This window comes from Methylobacterium sp. D53M, assembly GCF_053345625.1.
Genome location: NZ_JBKFAL010000005.1, coordinates 161,023 through 187,059 on the forward strand (window position 1 = coordinate 161,023; position 26,037 = coordinate 187,059).

Sequence of the window (26,037 nt, forward strand, 5' to 3'; positions counted from 1 at the left end):
ATGCGCCTCACGACCCGCACCCTTCTGACCACCGGTGCGCTGGCCGCGCTCGCGGCGCTCTCGGCCGTCGCGCTGCCCGGCCGGGCCACGGCCGCCGACGGCGTCGACGCGATCAAGAAGCGCGGGACGCTGATCGTCGGCGTGAAGGCGGATTACAAGCCGTTCGGCTTCCGCGACCCGAGCGGGACCATCATCGGCCTAGAGCCCGACCTCGCCGCCGACCTCGCCAAGCGGCTCGGCGTGAAGCTCGAGCTCGTGCCGGTCGTCTCGGCCAACCGGATCGAGTTCCTGCAGCAGGGCAAGGTCGATCTGCTGATCGCCACCCTGTCGGACAAGCCGGAGCGTCGCCGCGTGGTGCAGGCGATCGACCCGAACTACTATTCCGACTTCGTGAACGTCCTGCTGCCCAAGTCGTCCGGCATCACCGACTGGGCGCAGCTCAAGGGCAAGCCGCTCTGCGCCACCTCGGGCGCCTGGTACAACAAGGACGTCGCGCGGACATACGGGGCGGAGATCGTCGCCTTCGACGGGTCCGAGAAGCCGCTCTTCGCGCTCAAGCAGGGCAACTGCATCGGCTACGTCTACGACCAGAGCATGCTGCAGGGTAAGCTGCTCGACGACGACTGGAAGGCCAACTACGCGCTGCCGCTCAAGGGCATCCTCGACGCCCCGTGGATGATGGCGGTGGCGCAGGGCAACACCACGCTCCAGGCCGCGGTCGAGGACGCCACCAAGGACTGGATGAAGACCGGCTTCATCGTCAACGAGGAGAAGAAGTGGGGCATCGAGCCGACCGCTTACTCGAAGGCGATGCACGAGAAGTACAAGAACGCGACCAACTGATGCGGTTCTGCGCGACAACACCGAGCGTTAGCCCGCGATGATCGCCACGATCCAGGCGTGGTTCCAGCAGCTCTACGAGACCACGGGCTTCAACTTCACGGTCTTCTACGATTCCTACGACTGGGACCGATACGTGGCCGGCCTGCGGATGACGCTGCTCCTCGGGATCAGCACGATCCTGGCGAGCCTCGTCATCGGCGCCGTCGGCGCGCTCCTGCAGAGCGGGCCGTCGCGCGTCCTGCGGGCGCTGGTCAACGGCTTCGTGGTGGTCTTCCGCAACACGCCGCCGCTCGTGCAGATCTTCTTCTTCTATTTCGGCCTCGGGACGCTGCTCCCGGACATCCGCTCGGCCGACGGCCTGCGCGCGCCGATCCTCAACAATGTCCAGTGGGCGATCATCTCGCTGTCGCTGTTCGCGGGCGCGTTCAACGTGGAGATCTTCCGCTCCGGCATCGAGGCGGTGCCGCGGACCACGGTCGAGGCCGCGGAGGCCCTGGGCTACACCCGCTTCAAGGCCTACCGGTACGTCGTCCTGCCGCTGGCCCTGCGCGTCTGCCTGCCGGCGCTCAACAACAACCTGATCAACCTCCTGAAGACCACCACGCTGGCCTACGCCATCGCGGTCCCGGAGACGCTGTACGCGGTCAAGCAGATCTGGTCCGAATCGCAGAACGTGCTGGAGATGATGCTGGTGCTGCTCGCGACCTACGCGGTCCTCGTCGGCGTGCTCGTCTGGATCATGCACCGCTGGGAACGCGCCCTGCGGATTCCGGGATACGGCCGATGAAAGCTGCCGATCCGCGGGGCGGGCGACCGGGCGACCTGCCGGTGCTGCTGCCCTTCGCGCTCCCGAAGGACGGCGCGGCGGCGCGCCTGCGTCCGGCCCATCTCTGGCTGCTCACCGCGCTCGCCCTCGTCGCCGTCCCGGCCTGGGCGCAGGGCGGGGCCGCCGCGCTGTCGCCGCTGGAGGTCGTGATCAAGTGGGCGCCCCTCCTGCTCACGGGCTTCGCCTTCAACGTGGCGATCTCGCTGATGGCGATGGCGATCGGCACGGTGGCGGGCATCGGGCTCGGGCTGGCCATGCTGGCCGAGGGGCGGATCCTGCCCCGCCTCGCGTGGTGCGCCACGCAGGTCTTCCGCAACGTGCCCTGGCTGGTGCTGCTGTTCTTCGTGATGTTCCTCGTGCCGTTCCAGGTCACGGTGTTCGGCGTCCGCGTGCCGCTGCCCGACTGGGTGAAGGCGACCTTCGGGTTCAGCCTGCCGGTCATGGCCAACGTCGCCGAGATCGTCCGCGGCGCGGTGCGCTCGGTGCCCAACACCCAGTGGGAGGCCGCGGAATCCCTGGCCTTCACCCGGCGGCAGACGATGTGGCGCATCATCCTGCCCCAGTGCGCGAAGCGCATGCTGCCGCCCTGGATGAACGTCTACTCGCTCATCGCGATGGCGACCGTGCAGGCCTCCATCGTCGGCGTCACCGAGATGCTGACGCTGACCGCGCAGGTGCACGCCGCCGAGGGCGGCCGCCCGGAGCTGTTCGCGCCGCTCTACGGCTTCGCGCTGCTCTGCTTCTTCCTCTACTGCTACCCGATCGACCGGTTCACCGCCGCCCTGGAACGCCGCTTCGAGACCCGTTGAGACCATGACGCGCGCGACCCTGGCCGCCACCCCGTCCCCGAGCTGGACCCCCGATCAGCCGATCGTCCGCGTCGTCGACGTGCACAAATCCTTCGGGACGTTCGAGGTGCTGAAGGGGATCAGCTTCGACGTCCGCAAGGGCGAGGTCGTCTGCATCATCGGCCCCTCGGGCTCGGGCAAGTCGACGCTGATCCGCTGCGTCAACGCCTTGGTGCCGGTGAGCGCGGGCTCGATCCAGGTCGAGGGGATCGAGGTGACCGATCCGCGGCTCGACAAGCTGGCGCTGCGCCGCAAGGTCGGCATGGTGTTCCAGCAGTACAACCTGTTCCCGCATAAGACCGCGCTTCAGAACGTGATGATGGCCCCCATCCACGTCCTCGGGCAGGAGAAGCGCGAGGTCGAGGCCCGGGCGCGGGCGCTCCTCGCCAAGGTCCGGCTCGCCGGCAAGGAGAACGCCTATCCGGGCGAGCTGTCCGGCGGCCAGCAGCAGCGCGTGGCCATCGCCCGCTCGCTGGCGATGCGGCCGGACGTGATGCTGTTCGACGAGGTCACCGCCGCCCTCGACCCGGAGACGGTCAAGGAGGTGCTGGTGACGATCCGGGAACTCGCCGAGGAGGGCATGACCTGCATGCTCGTCACGCACGAGATGAACTTCGCCCGCGACGTCGCCGACCACATCTACTTCACCGACCGCGGCGTGATCGTCGAGCACGGGCCGCCCGCGACCTTCTTCGCCTCCGCCCAGGACGAGCGCACGCGCCGGTTCCTGTCGCAGGTGCTCTGAGCCCGCCGGGGTCAGGGCCGCGTCAGCGCGGCCCGGCCTCCCGCGCCGCGATGTGGTCGGCGATCGCCCCGGCGGTGGTGAGCCAGATGGCGTCGCGGCGGTCTGCGATGTGCCGGAGCGCCTGCCGCAGGGGCCGCAGCCGGTGCGGGCGCCCGACGATGTAGGGATGGAGCGCGATGCCCATCACCAGCGGCGCGCCCCGAGACTGCTCCAGCATTTCTTCGAAGGCGTCGACGATGGCTTCGGCGAACTGGCGGCCCGTCTCCTTGCGGGCGACGATCGCGGGGATGTCGTTGAGTTCCTGCGGGTAGGGCACCGTCAGGATGCGGCCGCCGCCGCGGGTCTTGAACCAGGTCGGCTGATCGTCGTGGTCCCAGTCGAGCAGGTAGCGGTACCCGGCCTCGGCGAGGAGATCGGGCGTCACCCGCGACTGCGAGATCCACGGCCCGAGCCACCCGGCGGGGGGGCGGCCCTCCCGCGCGGCGATCTCGCGGGTCGTCTCGGCGATCAGGGCCCGCTCCGCGTCCTCGTCGAGGGTACCCTGCCGCTCGGCGTTGGTTCGCCCGTGGCCGACGATCTCGTCGCCCCGCGCCCGGAACGCCTCGATCAGCCCGGGGCAGTCCCGGTAGAGGTTGCTGTTGACGAGCACGCTCGCCGGCATCGCCAGAGCGTCCAGCATCTCGGCGATCCGCCACGCGCCGACCCGGTTGCCCCAGTCGCGCCACGCGAAGTTGAGCACGTCCGGCTGCGGGCCGCCCGGCGCCAGCTCGGCGCCCAGGCCCTCGCCGAACGCGAAGGTCTCGAGGTTCAGCCCGACATAGACGGCCAGCCGCTTGCCCTCCGGCCAGTCGTAGACCGGGCGGTCGGGGAGGGCGCTGTAGCCGTAGCGGCCGTGTCCGGCATTCGTGTCCATCAGAGCCCCCGTTACGCCGCACCGAGATAGGCCGCTTCCAGCCCCTTGTCCGCCGACAGCTCCGCGGCGGTTCCGCGCGCGACGACCCGGCCCTGCTCCAGCACGTAGCCGCGGTCGGCCACCGTGAGGGCGAGCGCCGCCATCTGGTCCACGATCAGGATGGTAACGCCCTCGTCGCGCAGCTCGGCCACGGTGGCGTAGAGGGCGTTGATCATCGCCGGGGCGAGGCCGAGCGAGGGCTCGTCGAGGAGCAGGATGCGCGGGTGCGCCATCAACCCGCGGGCGATCGCCAGCATCTGCTGCTCGCCTCCGGAGAGCAAGCCCGCCCGGCTCGCCGCCCGGTCGCGCAGCCGCGGGAACCGGTCGAGCAGGCGCTCGACCTCGGCCGGGTCGATCGGCGACCCGCGCCCGAAGGCGCCGAGGCGGATATTCTCGACGACGGTGAGCTCCGGGAAGACCTGCCGGCCCTCCGGCACCAGCACGAGCCCGCCGCGGGCGATCCGGTGCGCGGGCAGCGCGTCGACGCGCCGGTCGTCGAACACGACCGATCCCGCGACCGGGCGCAGAAGCCCCGCCAGCGCCCGCATGGCCGTGGACTTGCCGGCGCCGTTCGCGCCCAGCAGGGCGACGGTCTCGCCGGGACGCACGTCGAGATGGACGCCGTCGAGGACGGGCGCGGCGCCGTAGCCGGCGGTCAGGTCGAGGACCGAGAGGACGGCGTCCGCCGGTCCCTGCCACGGCGCGCTCCGCGGCCGGGCCGGGGTGTCGGCGCCGCCCAGATAGGCGCGCAGCACCGCCGGGTCGCGCCGGATCTCGGCGGGCGTGCCGCGCGCGATCGGGCGGCCGGCATCCATGACGAGGATGTGGTCGGAGATGCCCATCACCAGCGGCATGTCATGCTCGACCAGCACCACCGCGACGCCGCTGTCGGCGATCCGGCGGATCAGCCGGGCCAGCCGGTCGGTGTCGGCCCGCGACAGGCCGGCGGCGGGCTCGTCGAGGAGTAGCACCGCGGGGCTGCCGGCGAGCGCCCGGGCGATCTCCACGAGCCGCCGGTCGACGTGGGGCAGCTCGGCGGCCGGGCGGTCGAGGGCACCCCGGTAGCCGACGAAGGCGAGGAGCGCGGCGGCCGTCGCGCGGTCCCGCGCCCGCGCGCGGCGCCAGAGCCGGCCCGGCGCGAGACCGAGGGCGACGTTGTCGGCCACCGGCAGCGAGCCGAACAGGCGCGTGGTCTGGTAGGTGCGCGCGATGCCGGCGCGGGCGACGACGTGGGCCGGCCGCCCGGCGAGGTCGCGCCCGCCCAGCCGGATCGCCCCGGCGCTCGGGCGGTAGAAGCCCGAAACCATGTTGAGCACGGTGGTCTTGCCGGCCCCGTTCGGGCCGATCACGCTGGTGACCGCCGCCGGCCGGGCCGTGAGGTCGACGCCGTCCGCCGCCGTGATGCCGCCGAAGCGGATGCCGACGCCGTCGAGGACGAGGGCCTCGCGCGCCGCCGTGCCAGGCAGCGGTACCTCCCCGCTCTCCGGGGCGGCCGCCTCGTCGCGGCCTCGGGGCAGCAGCCGGGCGAGGCTGCCGACCAGCCCCGAGGGGACCAGCCACAGCACCGCCAGGGTCGCGACGCCGAAGAACAGCAGGCGGTACTCGGCGAGGCCGGACAGCGCCTCCGGCAGCAGCACGGTGACGAGGGCCCCGAGGAGCGGGCCGAGCACCGTGCCGGCGCCGCCGACGATCACCGAGAGGACGAACAGGATCGACTGCGAGAACGGGAACGAGCTCGGCGCGATGAACAGCATCAGCGGCGGAAGAATTGCCCCCGCGAGGCCGGTCAGGGCGGCGGAGATCGCGAAGGCCAGGGTCTTCACCCGGACCGGATCGAAGCCCAGAGCCGCGGCCGCGACGTCGGCGTCGCGCACGGCGCGCATAGCCCGACCGAGGCGGCTGCGGGCGAGGACGTCGAACCCGGCGAGGCTCGCCCCGGCGGCGAGCACCGCCAGCACCGCGAGGCCGGCCGGCGAGAGCGGCTCGCCGAGGAGGCTCGGCGCGTCGGTCACGACGAGGCCGTTCTGGCCGCCGGTCAGCTCGCCACCCTCGATCAGGCCGTGCTCGACGATGAAGCCGAAGGCGATCGTCAGCATGGCGAGGTAGGGGCCCTTCACCCGCATCGCCGGCACCGCCACGAGGCCGCCGACGAGCGCCGCGACGAGGGCCGTCGCCGGGAGCGCCAGCCAGAAGCTGACGCCGTGGAGCGTCAGGATCGCGCTCGCGTAGGCGCCGATCGCGTAGAAGCCGGCCTGGCCGAAGGAGATCAGCCCCGTCAGGCCGAGGAGCACGTTGAGGCCGACCCCGGCCACCGTGGTCAGCGCCACGAGGGCGATCACGAAGTGGCTGTAGCCGGCGGTCAGCGCCACGAGGCCGAGCGCGGCGGCGGTGAGGCCGGCGATGCCGAGCCGCATCGCCGGGCCTGAGCGCAGGTACGGCATCGCGTCAGACCTTGTTGACCGCGGCGCGGCCGAGCAGGCCGTCGGGGCGCAGGGTGAGGGCCAGGATGATCACCGAGAACACCACGAGCTGCGTGTAGGTCGAGCCCAGGGTCGCGGTGACGCCGGCCTCGACGAGGCCGTAGAGCAGCCCCGCCAGGATCACCCCGGTGGCGGAACCGATGCCGCCGAGGATCGCGACCGCGAAGGCCTTGATGCCGAACAGCGTGCCGAGCTCGGCCGAGACCGAGAACAGCGGCGCGATCAGCAGGCCCGCGATGCCGGCGAGCACCGCCGAGAGCGCGAAGGCGCAGGCCACGGTGCGGCGCACGTCGATCCCCATCAGCCGGGCGGCGTCGGCGTTCTGCGCCACGGCGAGCAGGACACGGCCGAGATCGGTCTTCCGGAACACCGTGCGGATCTTGAAGGCGAGGGCGATCCCGACCACCGGGATCACGAGCTGCAGCGGGTAGATGCCGGTCCCGAGAATCTCCACCGGCTTCGTCGCCAGCGGCGAGGGCAGGCTGCGCGGCTCCTTGCCGAAGGTGAACAGCACGGTGTTGTCGAGGACGATGCCGCCCGCCACCGTCGCCAGGAGCCACGCGTCCGAGCCGCGCGCCACGAACGGGCGGACCAGCGCCCGCTCGACCACGAGGCCGAACAGGGCGCAGCCGGCGAGCGCCAGGACGATCGCCGCGGGCATCGGCCAGCCCAGGGTGACGCCGAGCGCGTAGGCCAGGACCGCGCCCAGGGTGACGACGCTGCCCTGCGCGAAGTTCACGGTCCCCGACACCGCGTAGGTCACGTGGAAGCCCAGGGCCACGAGCCCGTACATGCTGCCGAGGCCGAGGCCGCTGACGAGGATGGAGGTCAGCATCGCCGGGCTCAGTTGGTCACCGCGACGATCTCACCGTCCTTGAAGCGGGTGAACACGTAGTCGTTCGGGCCGAGCGCGTCGTGCTGGCCGGGGGCGAAGGGCGTGGCGTAGGTTTTGATCAGGCCCGGATAGGTGCCGATCTTGTAGAAGCCGTCGCGGACCTTCGGGCCCTCGGTGGAGCCGGCGGCCTGGATGGCGAGCGCCAGCAGGTGCATCGCGTCGTAGGCGTTGGCGATGCCGACGGCGGGGGTGACGTCGGCCATCGACTTGATCGCCGGGTACTTGGCCTTGAGCGCGTCGAGCACCGCGCTCGCCTTCGGCGACGCGTTGCCCGCGAAGGTGAAGGTCTGGATGAAATGGACCTTGCCGGCGCTCGGGCCGGCGAGCTCGTCGAAGCGGCCGCCCGCCGGGCCCCAGTGCGAGACGACCGGCACCGACCAGCCCATCCGGTCCAGCGACTTCACCACCTGGGCCGAGGGGCCGACATTGCCGACGAGGAACAGCGCGTCGGCCCCGGCCTCCTTCAGCCGGGACAGCTGGGGCACCATGTCGACGTCGTTGGCCTCGTACTTCTCGATGCCCGCCGCCGGGAGGTTGGCCGCCTGCAGGGCGTCCTTGAGGCCCTTCTGGTTCGACTCGCCCCAGGCGTTGTTGACGAGGATCATGCCGGGCTTCTTCGCCCCGTAGGTCTTCACCGCGTAGGCGACGAGCGCCTCGTCGACGAGGGCGTCGACCGCGGAGACGCGGAAGGCGTAGTTGTCGGCGGCGCCGTTGCGGGTGATGCCGGTGCCGGCCGCCCAGGGGCCGATGAACGGCACCTTCATCTGGTTGGCGATCGGCACGATCGCCATCGAGACCGGCGTGTCGAGGCCGCCGATCACCGCGACGACGCCGACCCGCTGGATCAGCTCGCGGGTCGCCAGCACGCCCTTGGACGGGTTGGCCTCGTCGTCGCGGGCCACGAGCTCGAGGGGACGCCCGAGGACGCCGCCCTTGGCGTTGATCTCGTCGATGGCGAGACCGATCCCGCGGGAGATCGCCTCGCCGGATTTCGCGGACTGGCCGCTCAGGGCGGTCACGAGCCCGATCTTGACGGTGTCGGCACCTTGCGCGGTCGAGACGGCGAGGCCGAGCAGCGCGCTCGTCGTCACCGCGAAGCGGCGCAGGGTCGGGGGCAGGAAGGAGGCCATGGCGTGTCTCCGAGGGTGAGGCGCAGCCTGCTTTGCGCAACCTCCATGCCATCAGGAATTGGCCGCTTCGGCCGCTGTACAGACCGGTGCCTGTATCCTCGGAGGCAAGCTGTGCTCAATCTGGCGTCAAAGTGCATACACTTACTGCATGCACGGGCCGGCCTTTTGCGGCACGTTGGGCCGACAGGAGGCCTGCATGACTGACGTGACCCACAGCGCGGCGACCGCGCGCGACGCCGCCAACGTGACCGCCTATCTCGAGGCCTCGATGGTGCCCGATCCCGAGACGGCCGCACGCTACATGGCCCCGGGCACGCGGATCGTGTTCACCGGTGCGCGGGTTTTCCATCATCCGTCCGAGGTCACGGCCTTCAATGCCGGCCGCTACGCCTGGGTGAAGAAGCGGATGGAGCGGCTGGACGTGGTGCCGGGCGACGGCGTCACCACGGTCTACAGCCTCGGCACCCTGTACGGCGCGTGGCCGGACGGCACCCCGTTCGAGGGCAACCGCTACGTCGACCGCTTCACCGTGCGCGACGGGCTGATCGTCGGCATGGAGGTCTGGAACGACAGCGCCGAGCGCCTGCTGACCAAGCACGGCCTCACGGCCTGACGCGGCGGGCTCAGGCCCCGCCGCCCGCGACGTAGGGCGCCAGCAGGCGTGCCAGATCGCGCTCGCGCGGGGCCGGGGGCACGATCCGCGCCCGGTCGGCGACCGCGTCGAGGTGGTGGTCCATGAGCGCGGCGGCGCGCTCGGCGTCGCCCGCGACCAGGGCGGCGACGATGTCACGGTGCTCGCTCACCGCGCAGTCCGAGGAATGCGGCCGGCTGTAGAGGGACAGGATCAGGGCGCAGCGATAGCCGAGTTCCGCGACGTAGCGGGTCAGCACGGCGCTGCCGGTCATCTCGGCGAGCATCAGGTGGAATTCGGTGGCGAGCCGGATCGACAGCGCCTCTGGCCCGCCCCGGGCGGCCTCCTCGCGGGCGATCTGGTCCAGCAGGCCCTGGCGCTGCTCCGGTCTCAGCTGTCCGGCGAGGCGGCGCACCACCAGCCGCTCCAGGCCGAGGCGTACGTCGAAGGTGTCGCGCGCCTCCTCCCAGCTCGGCGTCGCCACGACGGCGATACGGTTGCGGCGCAGATCGACCAAGCCTTCCCCGGCCAGCCGCAGCAGCGCCTGCCGGGCGATGGTGCGGCTCACCCCGAACCGTTCGCCGAGGGCGTCCTCCGGCAGCCGGTCGCCGGGGGCGAGCGCCCGTTCCACGATGGCCCGCCTCAGGGCCTGGCAGATCGCCCCGACGCGATCGCCCTCGTCTCCCGCCTTCATGGACGGCGTCCGGACTCTGTCGCCCGTGTCCGTGCGGATTGATCCGTCATGGTCCTCTCTCGACGCGATCCGGCGCCTCGCATCCGGTCCCGTGCCGGCTGGCTCTTCGCAGACCTGGGACCCGAGGTGCAACGGTTGCGCCAGCGACGTCGGCGACCGTCCGCCGTGCGCGAATTCCGCCGATCGCGCTTCCATCCGCGTCCGTGGGCGTCCGGTGCGGGACCGGCGCGACCGCTTCCGACAAAGTCGCCGCCACGGACGTGTCGCAGATCCAGTCCAGCAACCTGTTCGGTACCCAGATCAGCAGGGGGGATGGAGCCACTTTCTGGTTGAGAACTTTTGTAGCCACTGTTTCTATAAGTAGAATAGTGGTCACGATGTTCTTTCTTGAAGCTCAATCAAGATGAAGGATTGACATGCGAAAATTGATATACAACTCTCATGAGGTGCGTTTAGAGGGAGAATGGCAGGTATGCTACCTGAGGTTGGTGCCGGTGCGGGAGAAATTTCTGACTCGTCCTTGAGAAATTCCATCAAGATCGTCTGCGCCTACGTGATCCGGAATCCGGTGTCCCCTGTCCAACTCTGTGAGATTTTAGCCAGTACGTACGAAATGCTTAGCCAGATCAGCGCGGGACCGGCGCGCGCGGTCGCGACGCCCGAGGCCGCCACCGCGCGGGAGATCCGCGCGTCCATCCAGGCCGAAGGCCTGATCAGCTTCATCGACGGCAGGTCCTACAAGACGCTCAAGCGTCACCTGACGGCTTACGGGCTTACACCGGAAGAGTATCGCGCCAAGTACGGACTGCCGCGCGACTATCCGATGGTGGCTCCGGGTTACGCCGCCAAGCGCTCGGAGATCGCGCGATCGCTGCAGCTGCGACACAGGGCGGGCTAGGCCCTCTCAATCGCGTCCGAAGCGGTTCGCCGCGATACGCGCGGTCAGGCGGGGATCGGGCGACCCGGATCGATCACGGAGTCCGGCCAGGGATTCTGCCCGTCGCTCAGCCAGCGCAGCGTGTCGGCCCAGAATCCGCCGCTCCTGCGCGCGTGGAACAGGCCGAAATGGCCGGGCGCCTCCGCGCCGATCGCGGACGGGGTCAGCTGGACCTGGATGCGCGGGCTCGACACGTAGTAGCCGAGGCCCCGGCGGATCGCCGCCGGCGTGCCGAACGGGTCGTCCGGCGTACCGACCGCCAGGATCGGGGCGCGGACGGCGGCGAAGCGGGCGAGGAGGGCCGGGCGCTCGGCGGCCGGGTAGCTCGCCTCCATGCGCCGCCCGCGGAATGCCCACTCGTAGGCCACGCCGGCCGGCAGATCCTCGAGCCATCCGAGCCGACGGCCGGGAAAGTAGCCGACGACGGCGGTCACGCACGGCATCAGCAGGTGCCACTTCGCGATCATGCTGAGCCTCTCGCGGGCGCGATAATCGCGGCGATAGGCGAATTGCGCGCCGACGGTGAGGATGCGGTCCACCGCGCCCGCGGCCTCGGCGAAGCCGGGGAGGAAGCCGCCGATGCTGTGACCGACGACCGTGAGCGGCCCCGCCTCGCGCTGCCGAATCCACCGGACGGCGGCGTCGAAATCGAGCTCGCCCCAGTCCCGCCAGCGGATGCCGGATCCCCTCAGGCGCGCGGGCCGCGAGTCGCCGATCCCACGGTAATCGTAGGTGAGCACGACGAAGCCCCGCTCGGCCAGGAACCGCGCGTAGGCGTGGTAGTAGCGCGCGCGGACGCCGGTCGCGGGATTGACGACGATCGTGCCCCGGCCCGGCGGTCGGCTCGCCTCGGGCCGCCAGAGATGACCGCGGAGCCGGTAGCCGTCGCGGCAGGCGATCGTCACGGGTCGCGCGTCGACACCGGCGGTCGCGGCGGGCGCGTGGCGGACGGGCGTCATCGGACCCCCTCGGCGGTGGCCGCCGGGACCGGACGATCGTCGATCGGGACGTGGAGGAGCGCGGCGACCAGGCCCGCGAGGGCCGTGGCGAGCCAGACCCCATCGTAGGATCCGGAGACCTCCAGAACCACGCCCCCCAGCCACGCCCCGAGGAACGAGCCGATCTGGTGGCTGAGGAAGACGATCCCGAACAGCGTCCCGAGGTGACGGATCCCGAAGACCCGCGCCACCAAACCGCTCGTCAGCGGGACCGTGCCCAGCCAGGTCAGGCCCATCACGGCCGCGAATGCGAGGACGACAGCCTCGGATTTCGGCGCGACGAGGAAGGTGCCGATCGCGGCGGCGCGGATGAGGTAGAGCCAGACCAGGACGTGCTGCGGCCGGTATCGGCCTCCGAGCCAGCCGCACCCCCAGCTCCCGGCCATGTTGAACAGGCCGATCAGCGCCAGCGCGGTCGCGCCCAGGCCCGCCGGCATGTGGCAGAGGGCGAGGTACCCCGGAAGGTGGGTCGCGATGAAGGCGAGCTGGAAGCCGCAGGTGAAGAAGCCGAGCGTCAGCAGCCGGTAGCCCGGGTTCCGCCACACCCGCAGGAGCGCCTCGGACAGGCTGCCGGCCGCCGAAGAGCCGTCGGGCACGCCGGCGCGGGGCGCGCGGTCGAGCGCGACACCGAGCGGCGCGAGCGCGACGATGATCGCCGCGAGCGCGAGGAGCCCCGCGCTCACGCCCGCGACCGCGGTCACGGACTGCGCGAACGGGACGAGCAGCACCTGGCCGAGCGAGCCGCCGGCGCTCGCGAGGCCCAGAGCCGCGCTGCGACGCTCCGGTGCGGAGACGCGACCGACCGCGGTCAGGACGACGCCGAAGCTGGTGCAGCTGATCCCGATCCCGACCAGCAACCCCAGGCCGAGCAGCAGCGTCGGCGCTGTCGGCGCGAGCGCCGTGAGGACGAGGCCGCCCGCGTAGACCAGTGCGCCGAGGGCGACGACCAGCGCGGCCCCGTAGCGGTCCGCCGCCGCGCCCGCGAAGGGCTGCGCGAAGCCCCAGACGAGGTTGTGCAGGGCGATGGCGAGGGCGGTCGTCGCCACCGGGATGCCGGTCTCGAGGGAGAAGGGCCCGAGGAACAGCCCGAAGGTCTGCCGGATGCCCATCGCGCCGCTCAGAACCAGGCCGGCCGCGACCGCCACCGGCACCACCGGCAACCCGCCCCATCGCCCTGCGCGCGCGCGCCCGATCGTTGCCATCGCGGCCTCCGTTGGCTGTCGCCTTCGGAGACGGTCGTAGCCAGCGGCCGGCGCGACAAACGAGAAGATTTCCACGGGCAGTGAACGCCGCTCGCGGGCGGGGCGCGCCGTCCCGGTCCCGTCGGGCTCTCAGGCGGCGCCGGTCGGGAAGCGCCGCTTCTGCTCGGCCGCGAACCGGCGCGCCTCTGCCAGCAGCCAGGTCCGGAACAGGTCGGGCTCCTGCCGGTCGTCGCCCTCGGCGCTCACGAGCCAGTGGGAGGTCGCCGCCGGGACGGCGGGGCCGACCCCGACGAGCGTACCCTCGCGCAGCTCCCGGTCCATGAGCGCCCCCCGGCCGAGGGCGACGCCGAGGCCCGCGGCCGCGGCCTGGAGCGCCATCGCGAACCTGTCGACGTGCAGGGTGTCGGCCGAGGCCCGCTCCACCGCCCCCGACGCGTCGCTCCAGGCCTGCCAGTCCTCGGTCGCGGAGGTGACGTGGATCGTCGTCGCGCGCCGGAAATCGAGGGCGCCGTCCGGACCGGTGACGGCCCCGCGCTGGGCCGGGCTGCAGACGGGGAGCAGCCAATCCTCGAACAGGCGGACGCTGCGGTGGCGCGGAGTCGGAACCCGGCCGAGACGGAGGGCGAAGTCGAAGCCGTCGATCGGGAAGCCGACCTGCCGGTGGGAGGTGTCGATCCGGATCGCGATCTGCGGGTGGCGGCTGCGAAAGGCCGGGAGCCGGGGCAGCAGCCACCGCGTCGCCAGGGTCGGTGCGCAGCTGATGGCCAGGGTCCTGCCGGACCGCGGCGTGGGCAGGCGGCGCGTGCCGATCAGGATAAGGGACAGCGCCTCGGACACGTAGGTCAGGTACTCGGCCCCCTCGCGCGTCAGCGCCAGCCGGCCCGGCTCCCGGACGAACAGCTTGACGCCCAGCGCCTTCTCGAGGCCGACGATCCCGTGGCTCACGGCGCTCGGCGTCAGGTTCAGTTCGGACGCCGCGCGGGCGAAGCTGAGATGGCGGCCGGCCGCTTCGAAGAGCCTGAGCGTGGAGAGGGGAGGCGTGCGGGGCCGCATGGGATCGTCGGGGTGAGCCTGCCGGTCGCCGGGGCAGCGACGTCGTCGTCCGACGGGGAAGCTAGCCCGGATGGTGTCGCGTGCCCAAGGCTGTGCGCGAGCCCGGCCGGTCAGATTAGGCGCAGGGTCACCTGTCCGGTGACGGTCTCGAACACGATCAGGCGACCGCGCTCGTCGAAGACGGCCGCGGCGTCGCCCTCGAGAGCGAAGCGCGCGCGCAGGCTCCCGCTGCCCTGCCACAGGACGGCCGGTCCGCGGATCCGGTTCGCGCCGGGCACGCCGGCCCAGAGCGTCCCCTCCTCGGTGGCGGTCGCGGCCCAGAGGCGGCCGTTCTCCGCCGCGACTAGGCGCGGCGGATCCGCGGGCTCCGCGCGCGCGGCGGCCTCGATCAACGCGCGCTCCTGCTCCCGGGAGGCCGTCGTGAAAGCGTGGGGATGCGCCCGCAGGTGCGGATGCACGCCGGTCCCCTCGAGGGACCAGGCGACGGCCTCGGTCAGGCCGAGCACGCCGACGCCGCGATCGGGCGGCGTCCAGAACCGGCACGTCACCGCAAGGGTGCGGGAGGACAGGCTCCACCACTCGATCAGGCCGTCGTGCCGGGCGTAGATCAGGGCGCTCGCGTCCGCGAAGGCAGCGAGCAGCAGCGGCCGGCCCGGTTCGGTCATGGGCAGGCGCCAATGGTGCGCCAGGGCGCCGTCGGAGCCGGGCGCGCCGCCCGCGCGACCGAGGAGCGAGGCGGTGTCCAGCCGGACGAGCGCCTCCCCGTCGAAGACGAGCCAGCCGGTCTCGTCCGCCTGACCATGCCAGTGCGTGATCGGCAGGGGACCGAGCGGCAGGAGCCGTCCGGTGCCGGCGTCGAAGAGCTGGACGTCGGGGCCGTCGAGCGTCTCGCGCAGAACGAGGGCCCGGTCGCCCGCGCCGAGACACGCGAAGCCCGTCAGGCCATCCACCTGTCCCCGCCAGCGCTCGCGGCCGGCGCGGCCGAGGAGGCGCACGAGCCCGGAGCGGTAGCCCAGGAGCAGCCGCCCGCCCGACAGGAGCGCGGCATCGGCGATCTCGGCCAGCGCCGGGCCGTCAGGGACGACGAGCGGGCCCGCCAGGCGGGAGGCGGACGGTGCGGTGCGCGTCCTGAGCTGCCGGAGATGCTGGCGCAGGGCGACCTGTCCGCCGGCTTCCGCGAGGCGCCCGGCGAGCCGGGCGCGCTCCGCATCGTGGCCGAGGATGCCGTCATCCGCGGCGAGGCGGCGCGCGAGGCCGCGGCAGAGGAGCGCGAAGGCGGGCGTCGGCGGCCGCACCGGACCGCCCTCGAACTGCGCGTCGAGCAGGAGCGCGGCCACCGCACTCCGGCGCGCCGCCGCCTCGGCCCCGGTCCCGCTCACCAGGTCCGTGAAGGCGGCGTGCAGCCGGTCGCCGTCCCGTCCCTCCCAGGACAGAGCGCGCAGGGCCCGGGCGAGCGGCGCGGCCGGCACCGGCGTCTCGGCGTCGAGGGCTTGCCGGATCCAGTCCAGTCGTCGCTCGGCCAGAGCCGGCAGGCCGAAGGTGACCGCGGCGGCGCGATCCAGGGCGCCGATCCCGACGAGGCGCGCGGCCCAGGCCTCGGCCAGGACCGGTCGGAACGGATCGTCGGCCTCGAGTTCCTTCCAGAGCTCCGCGTGGGCCTCGTGGCGGGCGGCGAGTGCCAGGGCCCGCTCGGTCTGCCCCGCCCGGAACCAGAGCGGGACGGTCGTCGCGGGCGGGAGGCGGCGCGCCTCGGCCAGACGGGCTGCGGTCTCGAGGCGCCCGGATTCCGCGAGGAGGCGCACCGCCTCGTGCGGGTTCCCGACCAGGCTGTCGAGCACGAAGGCCGCGCGTTCCGTGTCGCCGCGTCCGGCCATCGCCGCGGCCTGCGCGCGGTAGAGCGCCGCGAGCCGGATCTCGTCCGCGGGCGCGAGGCTCAGTCCGCTCGCCCGCTGCGGCCCGAGATCGAGGTCGAGGCTCCTGCGCAGCCCGGGCCCGGTCAGGGGCAGGTCGGCGAAGGCGCTCCCGCGCCGCGCCGCGCCGCCGAGACCGATCGCCCGGTACAGGGCCTCGTCGACGCGCCCCGCCGCGAACAGCCGCTCGACCTCGGTGAGCCGCCGGGCATAGAGGCGGCGAAGATGGGCCGCGTAGGGCGAGCGCCACGCGAGCCACGCCGCCGCCCGGCGCCAGATGGGCGTGCGCCCGGTGCCGGTCGCGGCGGGCGGGCTGGCCGAGGGCGCAGCCGCCTCACGCCCGGCCCGCGCTCCGCGACGCCAGAACGCGAACCACGCGAGGACGAGAAGGACCAGCACCGGCAGCGCGAGGCTGCCCCAGTGGGCCGCGGCGGCCCCGTGCTCCGCCGTCGTCCGGACGTTCTCGGCGAAGCCGAGCACCATGGCGCCGACCATGATGGAGGCCAGCAGGACGACGTAGGCGGTCCAGAGGAGCCCCAACGCGCCGCCGATCACGCGCCGGCCGCGGGTGACGAGATCGCCGAGGACGTGCTTCGTCCGGCGCCGCGGCCGCCGGGTCACGGCGTCGCGGACCGGCGCGAGGGGGTCCGCGTCGGCGACGAGGGCGGGGGCGCTGACGAGGCGGCGCGCCGGCGGCGCCGGTCGCAGGACCGGCAGGCGTTCGGCCGGATGCACCGCGATCGCGTCGAGATCCCACCAACCGGCGATGTCGAGACTGGCGAAGGCCGCCAGCGGCTCGGCGGCGAGGCGTCCCCCCGTCATGTGGACGACATGGTCCCGCAGGGCCGCGGCGACGGGCGGCTCCGGCTCGGCGAGGGGCACGGCGGTCAGGATCCCGGCACTGCGCACGACCGGCAGGACCGGTCCGAGGGCCGCGCAGTCCCGCGTGACGGGCGCGGCGAACAGCACGAGCACGCGATCGCCGCGTGCCCGCACCTCCGCGGCGTGCTCGAGCCAGGGAAGGAGCCGGGCGCGCCAGTCCGGCCCCGCGGGGCCGCGCGCCATCAGGATCCCGTCGAGGGGGATCGTGCCGGCATGCACCCAGCCGCGCGGGCGCAGGGCCGCGAGCGGCTCCCGGGCATCGGGGACCGGCGGCGGCCTCAGGCGCCCAGGCACGGGACGGTTTCCGCGAACGCGCCGAGATCTCTCAGGTGGGACCATCCGCGGTCGAGCTGGCCGAAGGCGAGCGCGGCGACGAAGCCCGCGGCGTCGCACCGCGCGGCCGCGATGCACGGGACGGCATCGGCATCGACGGCGACGCGCACCGCCTCGAGGGTCGCGTCCGGAAGCGTCAGGGGATCGCCCGCCGCCGCGCCGTCCGGGGTCCGGAACGTCAGGCGCGCCGATCCCGCCTCGTCGTGGTCGAGATGGAGGGCGAGGAGGCTTCCGACGGCCTGGGCGCGCACGCCGTCGTACGGGGGCACGATGCCGATGATCCGGCCCTGCGGCCCGAGGTGCGCGACCGCTCCGTCCGCGGCGTTCACCACGTGCCAGTGCCCGCTCGCCTGCTCGATCCCCAGGGTGGGCTGCCCGCGCACCGCGCAGAGGGCGAGGCCGCCGCCCGGCCGCAGCGATCCGGCCCGGCCGGGGAACCGCGCCACGACCTTCCCGTCGGAAGGCCGCCGCGCGATCACCCCGTCCGCGCGATCGCGCATCAGCAGACCGGCGGGCGTGACCGCGAGGGGAAGCTCGCCCGCGAGCGGCGCGTACTCGATCAGCCGCGTCTCCGAGACCAGGAAGGCCGTGCCGTCGGCCGCCAGGAGCCAGGACCGGTTGCGGCGTTTCAGCATCCCGAGGGGCGGCAGAACCGCCTTCGGCAGGCGCCGGCTCACCAGAGGATGGTCCCGCGGGATCCGCCGGTCGAGCGTCGCAGCGGCGCCCGAGCGGTCGAAGGTCCAGCTGCGGAGCGTCAGGCGCGCGTCGTCGGCGTAGACGTTGAGGCACGCGGCCCGGATCCGCGACCGGCCGACGGCGAGCCCCACGAGGCGCTCGTGGGGTGCGACCGGCAGGCGCAGCGCGCCGGAGGTGCCGGTGACGGGGACGATGAGGATGCCGTCGGGCCGCGCCACCAGGAGGTGCTCGCCGCAGGGCGCGAAGGCCAGCCCGCGGGGCGCCCAGTCCGGAGGCGCCGCGCTCCGGTCGAGCGCGGACCGCCGGGACGGCGGGCGTCCGGGAGCCGGACGGGGCCGGAACGGGTCGCGCAACAGCGCCACCGCCTCGCGCTCCGGCGGGAGGTCGAGGCGCGCGGCGGCGACAGGGCCGGTGGCGTCCAGCACGGTGACGTCGGCGGCCACGGCGAGGCCGTCCGGCCCGAGACGCGGCCGCTCCACGATGGTGATCCGCCGGCACGGCCGCGCCGCTTCGGGCAGGTCGGACCCGCCGATGAGCCAGAGGCTGGCGCCGGGCCGCCCGGCCGCGCGGGTCGCGACCGGCTCGGCCACGACCCGTTCGAGTTCGACCGCGTCGAGGGATGTGGCGGCGCTCTCGCGGAGAAGGATCGCGGCGTCGGACCGCTTCAACGCGCCGAGCCAGCGCCGCTCCGGCGTGGCGGTCGAGGCCCAGAGCAGGCGCGCGCCGCGCCGCCGGGCGAGGCCGGCCAGGCAGAGCAGCGCCGCGAAGGCCACGAGGCGGGGGGCGCCGAGGAGTTCCGGCCCGGTATCGACCACGGCCAGCACGGCGCCCGCATCCGCCGCCTGACGGTAGACCGGCTCCAGGGTCAGCAGGTCGCGCTCGGCCGCGCGCTGCAGGAAGGCGTCCGGATCGAGGTCGCGCCAGAGCCACTCCGAGGCGACGAGGCGCTCGATCCCGCCGCGGGTTCCGAGGCCCCCCAGCCCGTCGATCTCGCCCTGCGGTTGCCCGCCCGCGCCGTCGGCCCGCTCGACGAGGGGCCGCAGCGCCTCGACCAGCGCCGCGAGGATCCGCAGATCCGGTTCCGCCATGTCGGAGAAGAGCGCCGTCCACGGTGCGAGCGCCGGCGGCAGGGTCGTCAGCGGACCGGTCGACGCGGCGCTCACGCCGCCTCTCCCAGGCGGCCGGTGTCGATGTCCGGCACGGCGCGCGAGCCGGCGAGGTCGAGCAGGCGCAGGGTTTCGCCGTCGGGAACGAGCAGTGCCGGACCGCCCATCCCGTGCCGGTCGAGCAGGCGGCGCGCGACCTCGGCGCGCCAGGGCGCCGGCACGGCGAGGCGGTACCCGAAGGGCAGGAGCAGCGGCCCGTCGGCCGCCAGCCACTCGAGCGGCGTCGCGCACCAGGGCAGCACTGGCCGGCCCGAGCCCGTGTCGGGGGCGAACAGGACGGCCTCGCCGCCCGCCAGCGCCAGGCGCAGGGTGGCGTAGCGGCCGATCCGCGGGGCGATCCGCGCCAAGAGACCGGCCGCGTCGCTGCGGGTGAGGCGCAGACCCACCGGCGAGCCGCCGGCCGCCGGCATCAACCGCAGGGGAAGACGCGCCGGATCCGGGATCACGCCGGGGTCACGCCCGCGACCGGTGCCCGGCAGCGCGTCAGCAGCGCGTCCCGCGCCGCGGCGAGGGCCGGCGGGCGCTCCTCCGCCCCGAAGGCGGCGTCGATCTGCACGAGGAAGGATTCGGCGCGGACCAGCCAGGCCTCGAAGGCGGGGGCGATGCGGTCGTCCGGGGCGGAGGCGGCCAGAGCCTCCCCCTCCCTGGCGAGGTCCGCGGCCCGTGCGGCCGGACCGTAGCCCGCCGCCTTGGCGGCCGCGGGCAGGACGGGGCTCGCCGCGGCGCCGAGCTCGACGCGCAGCAGGTCGCGGGCCTCGTCCTGCGCGATCCTGTCCTGGACGAGGTGGATCACCGGCCACAGGTCGGCCTCCTCCGCGGCCGTCCGGCCCGCGATGAGCGCCGCCGCCGCCAGGAGCGACTGGCCCCGCACCACGCGCCGGTCGCTCAGCCGCACGCCGCGGGCGCGCAGCTTGCGCACCACCTGCGCGTAGGCAGGCCGGACCGGCGCGAGGTCGATCCGCGCGGCGGCCTCGGCGAGGGCGTCGATCTCCGCGAGCGTCAGCGGCGCATCCCCGTCGCCGGGTTCGACGGACGCGACCGGATCGCCGGCGAGCAGGGCCTCCAGGTCGGCGTCGGCCAGGGGATCGACGAAGGCCGTGACGAGGAAGCGGTCGGCGAAGGCCGCGAGACCGGGATCCTCCGGCAGGGCGTTGCTGGCGCCGACGCAGCAGCGCAGCGGGACGGCGGTGTCGAAATGCCCCCGGCGGTAGCGGCGCTCGTTCAGCACGCCGAGAAGCGCGTTCAGGATCGCGGTGGAGCCGAGGAAGACCTCATCGAGGAAGGCGAACTCGGCCTCCGGCAGCATGCCGGAGATGTCCGGCCGCAGCTTGCCCGCGCGCAGGGCTTCGAGGTCCAGCGGGCCGAACAGTTCGGCCGGTTCCGTGAAGCGCCCGATCAGGTACTCGAAGCAGCGCGCCCCGGTCCCGGCGGCGCAGGCCCGCACCGCGGCCGACTTGCCGGTGCCGGGCGGTCCGATCAGCAGGAGATGCTCGCGCGCCACCAGCGCGAGGTGCACCAGCTCCACCACGTGGCGACGCCCGACCAGGCCGCGGGCCGCGCGGCCGATGGCGCGCTCCAGGCGTGCGATGGCGGTATCGATACCCCCCTCCCGTCAGGTTCGGCCCGCTCGCCGCGACAGGGCGATCGGTCGCGGTGCCGTCCCGCGCCGCGCCGTCGAGCCGGCGGCGGGCGCCTCACGGAGCCCGTCCCGTGACGTGAGGCGCGGCCGGACCGAAGACTTTCCTGCGCGGCCGCGCGTCCCGATCACCGGCATCCGCCGAGATGCCAAATCTGCCCGTGTACGCTTCCCACTATCGTCGCGCAGCCCCGGCGCCGGGACGATCACGCGAAACATTCTGCCCACGAGATATCCCGGAATACTCTGATTCCGCGAGGCTAGCCCGGCGGTCGACTTCCGGTCAACGTGCCGCGACCGCCGCCTGACCATCGCGGCGGCGCGCACGCACCGGCGACGCGGTCAGTCCCGCGACGTCGGACCGGAGACCGGCGCCTTCGGGACCGCGAGGCGTCCCTCCTCGGCCTTGTTGATGTACTGGCTGGCGATGAAGAGCCCCTTCAGCGGTCGGATGATCGGCACGCAGGCCAGGAGGAGCAGCGGCAGCGTCACCACGGCGTGGACCCAGAGCGGCGGATCGTAGGTGAGTTCCAGCCAGATCCCGAAAGCGGTGACGGGGAACGCCATCGTCATCATGATGAAGAAGGCGGGCCCGTCCGCCGGATCGGCGAAGCCGTAGTCCAGCCCGCACGCCTCGCAGCGCGGCCGCAGGGTGATGAAGCCGTCGAACAGGCGTCCTGTCCCGCAGCGCGGGCAGCGGCAGCGCAGGCCGACGGACATGAGCGATTGGTCGGTGGTCCTCTGCATCATCGACGGTCCTGAGCAACAGGCCGGCGCCGATCCCTGATCGACCGGCCTTGCGCCTGCCGATTGTATGGCATATCAAGCCATACAATCGCGGTTGAGACTGAGCCATCCGACAGGTTTCCGGCGGATCGCGGCCGGTTGCGAACACTGAGAGATCTGGCCGCACACTCAATGTATGCATACAGTGGTGGGATTACAGGGGTCAATGATGGAATCCTGGAGCCCGACAATCGCCGGCGACACGGGGCCCAAGTACCTCGCCATCGTCCGGGCGTTGGCCGAGGACATCCGGGCCGGCCGGCTCTCGCCGGGAGCGCGCCTTCCGCCGCAGCGCGCCCTGGCGAAGCACCTCAACGTCGATCTCACGACGGTCACGCGCGCCTTCAACGAGGCGCGCCGAACGGGCCTGATCGACGCGACCGCGGGCCGGGGCAGCTTCGTCCGGGCGTCCCGATCGCCGGCCGCGGAGATGCGCAGGCCCGATCCGTCCGGCAGCGTCGATTTCAGCATGAACATGCCGCCCCAGCCGGAGGCGGCGCGGCTGGCGGAGCGCCTGGAGGCGGGTCTGTCGCGGTTGGCCGGTTCGTCCACCTTCCTGGCCCGGATGCAGTACCAGGACAGTGCCGGGAACCTCGCCGACCGGGCGGCGGCGGCCCACTGGCTCGGTCAACGGCTCGGGGCGCTCCCGATGCAGCGCGTCCTCGTGGCCGGCGGTGCCCAGGTCGTGCTCGCCGCCGTGCTCGCCGCCGTCCTGAAGCCGGGCGACGCCCTCTGCGTCCCGGCGCTCACCTATCCCGGGCTGCGCATGGCCGCGGAGCGCCGCGGCGTCCGCCTCCTGCCTGTGGCCGGCGACGCGGAGGGGCTCGACCCGGACGCCCTGCTCGAGCGGTGCCGATCCGATCGGCCGCGGGCCCTGTACCTCGTGCCGACCCTCGACAACCCGACCACGGCGACCCTGCCGGCAATCCGGCGTCGGCGGATCGCCGAGATCGCCCGCACGCACGGCGTCGCCATCATCGAGGACGACGCGTACGGCGCCTTGCCCCACGACGCGCCGGCTCCCATCGCGTCCCAGGCGAGCGACATCACGTGGCACATCGCGACGCTGTCCAAATGCGCGAGTCCCGGCCTGCGCATCGCCTACGTCGCGGTCCCGGGGACGAACGAGGCGGTGCGGCTGGCGGCCGAACTGCGCGCCATCAACATGATGGCCTCGCCCCTCACGGCCGCGCTCGCCTCGCACTGGATCGCCGAGGGCGAGCTCGACGGCATCGTCGCGGCGATCCGGCAGGAGAACGAGCTCAGGCAGGCGGTCGCGCGCGAGACGCTCCGGGACCTGGACGTCTGGGCGCATCCGTGCGGGCACCATCTGTGGCTCCGGCTGCCCGATCCCTGGCGTCGCGGCGAGTTCGGCGCCCACGCGCGCCAGCTCGGCGTGTCGGTCGTCCCGAGCGACGCCTTCGCGGTCGGGGCCGCCCCGGAAGCGATCCGCGTCTCCCTGGGCGCGGCGCCGGACGCCGAGACGCTCCGGTACGGCCTCAGCCTGCTCGCGACGCTGCTGGCGCACCCGCCCGGCGCGATCTCCACCGTTGTCTGAGCCGGCAGAGGCGGCGCGAGCTTCCCGCGCTCGGCCAAGCTGCGCCGCCCGGTCGCGCGCCGCCCCGGTCGTCGGCTGGATCGTGCTCGGCGCGCCGCGCTCCCCAACGGCCGACCGGCCCATGCCGGTCCGACCCCTCTGACCGCGAAGGGAACGCGATGCTCCGGTGTCTAAGGCGGACGCGCCCGCGGATCCCGCGTCGTCCCTCGCGCGTCTCGGCACTGGCGCTGGTACTGCTCGCCTCAGCCTGCTCGGACGACGGACGGGAGCGCCGCCGCGCCCTGGGCGAGACCCCGACGTTCGACGACGTCATGCGGGTGGCCGACGCGGAGCGCGGCGGGCGGCTGTTCGGTCAGTGCGCCGCCTGCCACACGATCAGCCCGGGGGCGGGCGATCGGAACGGACCCGAACTCTACGGCGTGCTCGGCAAGCCGGTCGCCAGCAACAGCCGGCGCTACGGCTATACCGGGGCGCTCCGGGCGCTGGGCGGCGTCTGGACACCGGAGCGGATGGACCTCTGGCTCGCCGCCCCGGCGAAGCTGGCGCCCGGCACGAGCATGACCTTCCGCGGCCTTCCCGATCCCCTCGATCGGGGGGATCTCATCGCCTATCTCCGGACCCGGTCACCGGGGGACGGTGACGCAGAGGCGCGCCCGTCGCGGCCTTGAGCGGCTCCCCGGCGGCATCGCGCGTCCTTCGCGACGCGATCGGAGCCGGGATCGTCCAGCCGGTCCGACGAAGCGCGCGGGCAGGGCGACGCCGTGCGCGTACTGGATCAGAGCCGGTGCGAGACCCGCGATCATCGACCAAGCGACGAGCCGGTCGGATCCGGACGCGGTGTTCGTCATCCTGCGCGTCGCCATCTGCCGTCTCTTCGCGGTCGCGGCCGGTGATCGGCCGCCTCGGAGCGGCGTCGTGGTCAAGCTCCTCTGCCGCCGGATTGCGCGACGTCTCGCGTGGCGGCACGGACTGACCCGGCGATCCCTCAGATCAGCCCGACGGATTCTTCCGGGAAGCGGATCGCGAAGACCGCTCCCAGCCCCGGACCGGCGCTCTCCGCCGTGGCGCGGCCGCCGTGAAGCTCGGCGATCCGACGGACGATCGAGAGCCCGAGACCGGTCGAATTCTCGCCGCCGGTGGGCTTGGCCGACAGGCGCTGGAACCGCCCGAACACGCGGGCCGAATCCTCCGGCGAGAGGCCGGGCCCGTGGTCGGCGACGGCGCAGATCAGTTCCGCGCCGCGCGGGCCCGGCTCGCGGCTGACCCGGACCGTGATCGCCCCGCCCGCCGGGCTGTACTTGATGGCGTTCGAGACGAGGTTGTCGAGGGCCTCGCGCAGGCGCTCGGCGTCGCCGCAGAGGAACAGCTCGTCCGGGCCTTCGCAGACCAGGGTCTGGTCCTTCGCGTCGGCGAGCGGCCGGTCGGCCTCGCAGACCTCCCGGGCGAGGCCCGCGAGGTCGACCGGTTCCCGGCGCAGGCTGATGTCGAGGGCGTCGTTCATCGCGTCGGCCATGAGGCTGTCGATCATGGTCGTCAGCCCTTTGGCGCTGGTGCGCACGTGCTGCACCTGCGCCCGCATCTGCTCCCGGTCGCCCTGCATGTCGATCAGGTCGGACAGCATCTCGGCGCGGCCGAGAATGACCGCCAGCGGGTTCTTCAGATCGTGCGCGATCGTGCCGAGGATCTCGGTCTTCAGGCTGTTGGCGCGCCGCAGGTCCGAGCGCTGCAGGTCCAGCCGGCGATTCGCCCGGATCAGCTCGGCGGTCCGCTCGACGACCCGCCGCTCGAGGTCGGCGTTGGTCAGCTGCAGCCGCTCGTAGAGGATGACGTTGTCGAAGGCGATCGACAGCCGGCTCGTGAACAGGGCGATGAGCGACCGGTCGGTCTCGGACAACTGGCGGTCGGCCTCGATCAGCGCGACGATCTCGCTGCCGCTCGCCGTGTGCAGATACAGGGTCGACCAGTGCTCGCCGAAGCTGTGCCGGCGCTCGGCAAAGGCGCGTTCGACGAGGGGTTGCACCCGCTCCTCCAGCGGCCAGCACGGCTCGCGGCCGGCGTAGTGGCCGTAACAGCCGGAGCCGGCCAGAACGCAGAAGCGCTCCTGCGGGGCGGCGGTCTCGCGCAGGACCAGGATGCCGGCGCAGGCGACGTTCAGGAGCGAGGCGACCTGGGTGAGGACACCCTCCGCCAGGCGCTGCATCGACTTGTGATCGAGGAGCATCGGCGCGGCGTCGATGATGATCTCGAGCCCGCGCCGGGTCTCGTCGAGGCGCTTGAGCTGCTGATGGGCGCGCAGGGCCGCGGTGAGGCTGGTGAATAGCTTGTCGGCGGTCAGCTCGGTCTTCGCCTTGTAGTCGTTGATGTCGTAGTCGACGATGATCCGCCGCTCCGGCGCCTGCCCGGGCTGGCCGGTCCGCAGGATGATGCGCACGGTCTCCTGCCGGAGCTCGCGCCGGATGTAGTCCACCAGCTCCAGCCCGGCATTGTCGGTCTCCATCACCACGTCGAGCAGCACCACCGCCACGTCGCGGCGCTCGGCGAGCAGCACCCGCGCCTCCGCGGCCGAACGGGCGGTGAGGATCTCCAGGCCGCGCCCGTCGAGGGTGTAGCTCGCCAGCGCGTAGCGCGTGCCGTCATGCACGGCCGGATCGTCGTCGATCACGGCGATCACCCAGGCTCCCGCGGTCGGCTGCGCCTCGTCGAGGTCGTCAGGGATCAGCGTGAGGGTGTCATCGTCCATGGCTATGACCTGAAATGCTGCTCGCAATCGGACGACTACGCTAGAAATCGTGTTGAAAACTTGTCACGCTACCGTGAGCCGATACGATTCCTGCAT

At 73.0% G+C, this 26,037-nt stretch carries 22 protein-coding genes; 8 read left to right on the plus strand and 14 right to left on the minus strand.

Going from position 1 to position 26,037, the window contains the following annotated elements; genetic code table 11:
• From ACLBYG_RS11490 to ACLBYG_RS11505, 4 genes are read left to right on the plus strand one after another with little or no spacing between them, the layout of a single operon-like run.
• On the plus strand, window positions 1-843 hold the full coding sequence (locus tag ACLBYG_RS11490) for a transporter substrate-binding domain-containing protein (RefSeq protein ID WP_447681538.1): 843 nt from the start codon (window positions 1-3) through the stop codon (window positions 841-843).
• A 37-nt stretch (window positions 844-880) separates the two neighbouring features.
• Window positions 881-1,630 carry an amino acid ABC transporter permease gene (locus tag ACLBYG_RS11495; protein WP_447681539.1) on the plus strand — a complete coding sequence of 250 codons (750 nt, stop codon included), beginning with the start codon at window positions 881-883 and terminating at the stop codon, window positions 1,628-1,630.
• Window positions 1,627-2,478, plus strand: coding sequence for an amino acid ABC transporter permease (locus ACLBYG_RS11500; protein WP_427509567.1), 852 nt, complete (start codon window positions 1,627-1,629; stop codon window positions 2,476-2,478). Before ACLBYG_RS11495 ends, ACLBYG_RS11500 begins: the two co-directional genes overlap by 4 nt.
• A gap of 4 nt (window positions 2,479-2,482) precedes the next feature.
• Complete coding sequence (locus tag ACLBYG_RS11505) at window positions 2,483-3,262, plus strand: amino acid ABC transporter ATP-binding protein (RefSeq protein ID WP_042674771.1); 780 nt, start codon at window positions 2,483-2,485, stop codon at window positions 3,260-3,262.
• A gap of 22 nt (window positions 3,263-3,284) precedes the next feature.
• Here ACLBYG_RS11505 and ACLBYG_RS11510 read toward each other — a convergent pair whose 3' ends face one another.
• From ACLBYG_RS11510 to ACLBYG_RS11525, 4 genes are read right to left on the minus strand one after another with little or no spacing between them, the layout of a single operon-like run.
• Window positions 3,285-4,175 carry a polysaccharide deacetylase family protein gene (locus ACLBYG_RS11510; protein ID WP_447681540.1) on the minus strand — a complete coding sequence of 297 codons (891 nt, stop codon included), beginning with the start codon at window positions 4,173-4,175 and terminating at the stop codon, window positions 3,285-3,287.
• An 11-nt stretch (window positions 4,176-4,186) separates the two neighbouring features.
• Window positions 4,187-6,655, minus strand: a complete 2,469-nt coding sequence (locus ACLBYG_RS11515; RefSeq protein WP_447681541.1) for a branched-chain amino acid ABC transporter ATP-binding protein/permease — start codon at window positions 6,653-6,655, stop codon at window positions 4,187-4,189.
• Between the two features lie 4 nt (window positions 6,656-6,659).
• Window positions 6,660-7,529 carry a branched-chain amino acid ABC transporter permease gene (locus tag ACLBYG_RS11520; RefSeq protein WP_447681542.1) on the minus strand — a complete coding sequence of 290 codons (870 nt, stop codon included), beginning with the start codon at window positions 7,527-7,529 and terminating at the stop codon, window positions 6,660-6,662.
• 8 nt (window positions 7,530-7,537) lie between these two features.
• Window positions 7,538-8,719 carry an ABC transporter substrate-binding protein gene (locus ACLBYG_RS11525; RefSeq protein WP_447681543.1) on the minus strand — a complete coding sequence of 394 codons (1,182 nt, stop codon included), beginning with the start codon at window positions 8,717-8,719 and terminating at the stop codon, window positions 7,538-7,540.
• 196 nt (window positions 8,720-8,915) lie between these two features.
• On the opposite strand from ACLBYG_RS11525, the gene ACLBYG_RS11530 reads away from it, so the two are divergent.
• Window positions 8,916-9,332, plus strand: a complete 417-nt coding sequence (locus ACLBYG_RS11530) for a nuclear transport factor 2 family protein (protein WP_029361362.1) — start codon at window positions 8,916-8,918, stop codon at window positions 9,330-9,332.
• A 10-nt stretch (window positions 9,333-9,342) separates the two neighbouring features.
• Here the strand turns inward: ACLBYG_RS11530 and ACLBYG_RS11535 are convergent, their stop codons facing one another.
• Complete coding sequence (locus ACLBYG_RS11535) at window positions 9,343-10,044, minus strand: GntR family transcriptional regulator (protein ID WP_447681544.1); 702 nt, start codon at window positions 10,042-10,044, stop codon at window positions 9,343-9,345.
• Window positions 10,045-10,516: 472 nt separating this feature from the next.
• Between ACLBYG_RS11535 and ACLBYG_RS11540 the strand changes: the two genes are divergently transcribed.
• A complete protein-coding gene (locus ACLBYG_RS11540; protein ID WP_447681545.1) occupies window positions 10,517-10,942 on the plus strand; it encodes a MucR family transcriptional regulator in 426 nt (141 codons plus the stop codon).
• 44 nt (window positions 10,943-10,986) lie between these two features.
• Here ACLBYG_RS11540 and ACLBYG_RS11545 read toward each other — a convergent pair whose 3' ends face one another.
• From ACLBYG_RS11545 to ACLBYG_RS11580, 8 genes are all read right to left on the minus strand, one after another.
• Window positions 10,987-11,940: an alpha/beta hydrolase family protein gene (locus ACLBYG_RS11545; protein ID WP_447681546.1), complete on the minus strand. Its 954-nt coding sequence runs from the start codon at window positions 11,938-11,940 to the stop codon at window positions 10,987-10,989.
• A complete protein-coding gene (locus ACLBYG_RS11550) occupies window positions 11,937-13,181 on the minus strand; it encodes an MFS transporter (protein ID WP_447681547.1) in 1,245 nt (414 codons plus the stop codon). Before ACLBYG_RS11550 ends, ACLBYG_RS11545 begins: the two co-directional genes overlap by 4 nt.
• Window positions 13,182-13,310: 129 nt before the next feature.
• On the minus strand, window positions 13,311-14,234 hold the full coding sequence (locus ACLBYG_RS11555; RefSeq protein WP_447681548.1) for a LysR substrate-binding domain-containing protein: 924 nt from the start codon (window positions 14,232-14,234) through the stop codon (window positions 13,311-13,313).
• Window positions 14,235-14,344: 110 nt separating this feature from the next.
• The gene (locus ACLBYG_RS11560; RefSeq protein WP_447681549.1) at window positions 14,345-17,320 is read right to left on the minus strand and encodes a hypothetical protein; all 2,976 of its coding nucleotides are present in this window, start codon (window positions 17,318-17,320) and stop codon (window positions 14,345-14,347) included.
• Window positions 17,305-19,218 (minus strand): hypothetical protein, encoded by a 1,914-nt coding sequence (locus ACLBYG_RS11565; protein WP_447681550.1) that lies wholly within the window; start codon window positions 19,216-19,218, stop codon window positions 17,305-17,307. Before ACLBYG_RS11565 ends, ACLBYG_RS11560 begins: the two co-directional genes overlap by 16 nt.
• Complete coding sequence (locus ACLBYG_RS11570; RefSeq protein ID WP_447681551.1) at window positions 19,215-19,667, minus strand: hypothetical protein; 453 nt, start codon at window positions 19,665-19,667, stop codon at window positions 19,215-19,217. Before ACLBYG_RS11570 ends, ACLBYG_RS11565 begins: the two co-directional genes overlap by 4 nt.
• Window positions 19,664-20,821: an AAA family ATPase gene (locus tag ACLBYG_RS11575; RefSeq protein WP_447681581.1), complete on the minus strand. Its 1,158-nt coding sequence runs from the start codon at window positions 20,819-20,821 to the stop codon at window positions 19,664-19,666. Before ACLBYG_RS11575 ends, ACLBYG_RS11570 begins: the two co-directional genes overlap by 4 nt.
• A 378-nt stretch (window positions 20,822-21,199) precedes the next feature.
• The gene (locus ACLBYG_RS11580) at window positions 21,200-21,604 is read right to left on the minus strand and encodes a DUF983 domain-containing protein (protein ID WP_085986796.1); all 405 of its coding nucleotides are present in this window, start codon (window positions 21,602-21,604) and stop codon (window positions 21,200-21,202) included.
• A gap of 205 nt (window positions 21,605-21,809) precedes the next feature.
• Here ACLBYG_RS11580 and ACLBYG_RS11585 point away from each other — a divergent pair, with 205 nt between their 5' ends.
• Together ACLBYG_RS11585 and ACLBYG_RS11590 are read left to right on the plus strand one after the other, a co-directional pair.
• On the plus strand, window positions 21,810-23,201 hold the full coding sequence (locus ACLBYG_RS11585) for an aminotransferase-like domain-containing protein (protein WP_091680602.1): 1,392 nt from the start codon (window positions 21,810-21,812) through the stop codon (window positions 23,199-23,201).
• A 158-nt stretch (window positions 23,202-23,359) separates the two neighbouring features.
• Window positions 23,360-23,869 (plus strand): c-type cytochrome, encoded by a 510-nt coding sequence (locus ACLBYG_RS11590; RefSeq protein ID WP_091680604.1) that lies wholly within the window; start codon window positions 23,360-23,362, stop codon window positions 23,867-23,869.
• Window positions 23,870-24,186: 317 nt separating this feature from the next.
• On the opposite strand, the gene ACLBYG_RS11595 is transcribed toward ACLBYG_RS11590, so the two are convergent.
• Window positions 24,187-25,941, minus strand: coding sequence for an ATP-binding response regulator (locus tag ACLBYG_RS11595; RefSeq protein ID WP_447681552.1), 1,755 nt, complete (start codon window positions 25,939-25,941; stop codon window positions 24,187-24,189).
• Between the last annotated feature and the right edge of the window lie 96 nt (window positions 25,942-26,037).